Source organism: Inquilinus sp. (assembly GCF_039594555.1).
Taxonomy (GTDB): domain Bacteria; phylum Pseudomonadota; class Alphaproteobacteria; order DSM-16000; family Inquilinaceae; genus Inquilinus.
Genome location: NZ_JBCNNF010000515.1, coordinates 1 through 4,239 on the forward strand (window position 1 = coordinate 1; position 4,239 = coordinate 4,239).

The following is a 4,239-nucleotide window of genomic DNA, read 5'->3' on the forward strand; positions in this document are numbered from 1 at the left end:
AGGTGGTGCTGCTGAACGGCGCCACCGCCATCCGCGGCACCGCCTTCCGCACCAACGCCGTGGCCGAGGGCTTCGCCGAGGCCGGCCCCGGCTCCGCCACCCTGCTGCCGGTGCCGGCCATCGTCGGCAACCCCGCCACCCGCGCGGTGCTGGAGGCGGACCCGGTGATCGCCGGCATCCTCGATGTCGCTCGTGCGGCGCCCGTCGCCTGCTTCGGCATGGGGCCGATGGCCAGCCGCTCGGTCCATGTCGAGTCCGGCTATCTCGATGCCGGCGGGATCGCGGCGCTGCAGCGCGCCGGCGCGGTCGGCGACGTGCTGGGCCGCTTCCTCGATGCCGAGGGCCGGATCGTGTCGCCGGAGCTGGATGCCCGCACCATCGGCCTGCGGCCCGAGGCGCTGCGGGAGAAAACCCATTCGATCGGCGTCGCCGCCGGGGCGCAGAAGGCGGGCATCGCCCGCGCCTGCCTCGCCGCCGGCTTCGTCAATGTCCTGGTCACCGACGCGGCCACTGCCGCGCAGCTTCTGAGCGGAGACGCCCATGCCTGATCAACGCGCCGACGCCGACACGGCCGTCCGGAACACGCATCGAAATCCCGGCATGGCGCTGGAGCTGGACTGGGTCGAGGCGGCGCGGGTCAATCTCAGCGCCGCCGAGCGCCGGGCCGCCACCATGACCACCCGGCGCACGGTGAAGAAGGAATACCAGGCCGCCTGGCTGGTGAAGGCGATCACCTGCATGGACCTGACCACGCTGGCCGGCGACGATACCCCGGGCCGGGTGCAGCGCCTCTGCGCCAAGGCCCGCCACCCGCTGCGCGACGACCTGGTCGAGGCGCTGGGCCTGGCCGACCGGCCGCCGACCGTCGGCGCCGTCTGCGTCTACCCGGCCCTGGTCGGCGCCGCGGTCAAGGCGCTGGCCGGCAGCGGCATCCCGGTCGCCTCGGTCGCCACCGGCTTCCCGGCCGGGCTGACGCCGCTGCCGCAGCGCCTGGCCGAGATCCGCTATGCGGTGGAGGAGGGGGCGGCCGAGATCGATATCGTCATCCACCGCGCCCAGGTGCTGAACCGCGAATGGTCGGCCCTCTATGACGAGGTGCGGGCGATGCGCGAGGCCTGCGGCGAGGCGCATCTGAAGACCATCCTGGCCACCGGCGACCTGCGGACCCTGCGCAATGTCGAGGCCGCCAGCCTGGTCTGCATGATGGCCGGCGCCGATTTCATCAAGACCTCGACCGGCAAGGAGGATGTCAACGCCACCCTGCCGGTCAGCCTGGTCATGGTGCGCGCCATCCGCGACTACCTCGACCGCACCGGCGAGCGCGTCGGCTTCAAGCCGGCCGGAGGCCTGCGCACCGCCAAGGATGCCATCGCCTGGCTGATCCTGATGAAGGAGGAGCTGGGCCGGCCCTGGCTGGAGCCGGAGCTGTTCCGCATCGGCGCCTCCTCGCTGCTCGCTGATGTCGAGCGCCAGATCGAGCATTTCGTCACCGGCCGCTACTCGGCCGGCTTCCGCCACGCTTCCGCCTGAGGAGCCTCACCCATGCCCCGGATCGCGGAGATTCTCGACACCATGGAGTACGGCCCGGCGCCCGAGGACAGCGGCATCGCCCGCGACTGGCTGGCGCGGCATGAGGCAGGCTTCGGCCATTTCATCGACGGCAAATTCGTCGCCCCGGCCGAGGGCGGCCGGTTCGAGGTGCTGAACCCGGCCACGGGCAAGCCGCTGGCGCAGGTGGCGCAGGGCACAGCCAAGGATGTCGACGCCGCGGTCAAGGCCGCGCGCCGGGCGCAGAAGGGCTGGGCGGCGCTGCCGGGGGCCGAGCGCGCCCGTCACCTCTATGCCCTGGCCCGCCATGTCCAGCGCCGCGAGCGGCTCTTGTCCGTGATCGAGACCATGGACAACGGCAAGCCGATCCGCGAGAGCCGCGACATCGACATCCCGCTGGTGGCCCGGCACTTCTATCACCACGCCGGCTGGGCCTCGCTGGTCGAGACCGAGTTTCCCGGCTACCGCCCGGTCGGGGTCTGCGGCCAGATCATCCCGTGGAACTTCCCGCTGCTGATGCTGGCCTGGAAGGTGGCGCCGGCCCTGGCGGCCGGGAACACGGTGGTGCTGAAGCCGGCCGAGTTCACGCCGCTGACCGCGCTCTTGTTCGCCGAGATCGCGCAGGAGGCCGGGCTGCCGCCGGGCGTCTTGAACATCGTCACCGGCGATGGCTTGACCGGCGCGCTGATCGTCGAGCATGCCGATGTCGACAAGATCGCCTTCACCGGGTCGACCGAGGTCGGGCGGAAGATCCGCGAGGCGACCGCCGGCAGCGGCAAGAAGCTGTCGCTGGAGCTGGGCGGCAAGTCGCCCTTCATCGTCTTCGACGACGCCGATCTCGACGCCGCGGTCGAGGGCGTGGTGGATTCGATCTGGTTCAACCAGGGCCAGGTCTGCTGCGCCGGGTCGCGCCTGCTGGTGCAGGAGAGCGTGGCCGACCGCCTCTACGATAAGCTGAAGCGCCGCATGGCGACGCTCCGGGTCGGCGACCCGCTCGACAAATCGACCGATATGGGCCCGATCGTGGCCCAGGTGCAGCTCGACCGGATCAGACACTATGTCGAGCTGGGCAAGAAAGAGGGCGCCGCCTGCTGGCAGGATTCGGCGTCGCTGCCCAAGGGCGGCCTCTACTTCCCGCCGACCCTGTTCACCGAGGCGGAGCCGGCCTCGACCATCGCGCAGGAGGAGATCTTCGGCCCGGTCTTGTCGGCCTCGACCTTCCGCACGCCGGATGAGGCGGTCAGCCTGGCCAACAACTCGCGCTACGGTCTCGCCGCCTCGGTGTGGTCGGAGACGGTGAACCAGGCGCTGCACGTCGCGGCGCGGCTGAAGGCCGGGGTGGTGTGGATCAACTGCGCCAACATGTTCGACGCCGCGGTCGGCTTCGGCGGCTATCGCGAGAGCGGCTTCGGCCGCGAGGGCGGGCGCGAGGGGATGTTCGAATACCTGGTGCCGGGCTGGGAGAAGGACGCGCCGGCGCTGAAGCCCGCGGCCGCGGCGCCGCTGGCGGCGGTGCCGCTGGGCGGCGACCACGATTTGCCCTCGATCGACCGCACCGCCAAGCTCTATGTCGGCGGCAAGCAGGCGCGGCCGGATGGCGGCTACAGCTATAGCGTACTCGACCCGAAGGGCCGGGCGCTGGGCCAGGTCGGCCTCGGCAACCGCAAGGACATCCGCAACGCGGTCGAGGCGGCGCACAAGGCCGCGGGCTGGAGCGGCCTGGCCGGGCACAACCGGGCGCAGGTGCTGTACTTCCTGGCCGAGAACCTGGCGGCACGGTCCGAGGAATTCGCCCGGCGGATCGCCACGATGACCGGCGCCACGGCGAAGGCCGCAGCGGCGGAGGTCGAGGCATCGGTGCGGCGGATCTTCTTCTATGCCGGCTTCGCCGACAAATATGACGGCCAGGTGCATGACGCCCGCGCCCGCCAGGTGACGCTGGCGATGAACGAGCCCTGGGGCGTGATGGGCCTGTTGTGCCCGGACGAGGCGCCGCTGCTCGGCTTCGTCTCGCTGGTGGTGCCGGCGATCGCCATGGGCAACCGTGTCGTGGTGGTGCCGTCGCCGCGCCACCCGCTGGCGGCGACCGACCTGTACCAGGTGCTCGACACCTCCGACGTGCCGGACGGCGTGGTCAACATCGTCACCGGCGAGCGCGATGGGCTGGCCAAGACCCTGGCCGAGCACGACGACGTCGCCGCCCTCTGGTATGTCGGCCCGGCCGAAGGCGGCGCTTTGGTCGAGAAGGCCAGCGCCGGCAACCTCAAGGCGACCTGGACCAACCAGGGCCGGCGCCGTGACTGGCTGTCGGACGTGGAAGGGCAGGGCCGCGAGTACCTTCGCCGCGCCACCCAGGTGAAGAACATCTGGCTGCCTTACGGGGAGTAGGGCGGCTTACCTCCTTGTCTGCTTCGCATCGGCGAACTGGTCGGCGAGCGTCTTCACCTTCGAGGCCGTCGCCGCATTCTTGTGACGCATCAGCGAATAGACGACGTCGGCGGGCGTGAGCGCTTTGCCGTCGTGGAAGTTGACGCCCTTGCGCAGCTTGATGACCCACACCTTCGCGTCGCTGCTGTCGACCGATTCCGCCAGGTTCATTCTCGGCGTCAGCGCCGAGTCGAGCTGCGTCAGGCTGCTGTAGAACATGAAGAAGCGGATGTAGTCGGAGCCGGCCGAGCCCTTGGCAGGATC

The 4,239-nt window shown here is 70.7% G+C and carries 4 protein-coding genes; 3 read left to right on the top strand and 1 reads right to left on the bottom strand.

Annotation, left to right across the window (positions count from 1 at the left end; genetic code table 11):
* From ABDW35_RS33025 to ABDW35_RS33035, 3 genes are all read left to right on the top strand, one after another.
* Positions 1 to 548 (top strand): sugar-binding domain-containing protein (locus ABDW35_RS33025; RefSeq protein ID WP_343718091.1); only part of this gene is annotated, 548 nt, incomplete at its 5' end.
* Positions 541 to 1,530, top strand: coding sequence for a deoxyribose-phosphate aldolase (gene deoC / locus ABDW35_RS33030; RefSeq protein WP_343718092.1), 990 nt, complete (start codon positions 541 to 543; stop codon positions 1,528 to 1,530). The genes ABDW35_RS33025 and deoC, both read left to right, overlap by 8 nt.
* 12 nt (positions 1,531 to 1,542) lie before the next feature.
* Complete coding sequence (locus tag ABDW35_RS33035; protein WP_343718093.1) at positions 1,543 to 3,936, top strand: aldehyde dehydrogenase family protein; 2,394 nt, start codon at positions 1,543 to 1,545, stop codon at positions 3,934 to 3,936.
* Positions 3,937 to 3,942: 6 nt separating this feature from the next.
* On the opposite strand, the gene ABDW35_RS33040 is transcribed toward ABDW35_RS33035, so the two are convergent.
* On the bottom strand, positions 3,943 to 4,239 hold a 297-nt coding region (locus tag ABDW35_RS33040; RefSeq protein ID WP_343718094.1), incomplete at its 5' end, for an ABC transporter substrate-binding protein.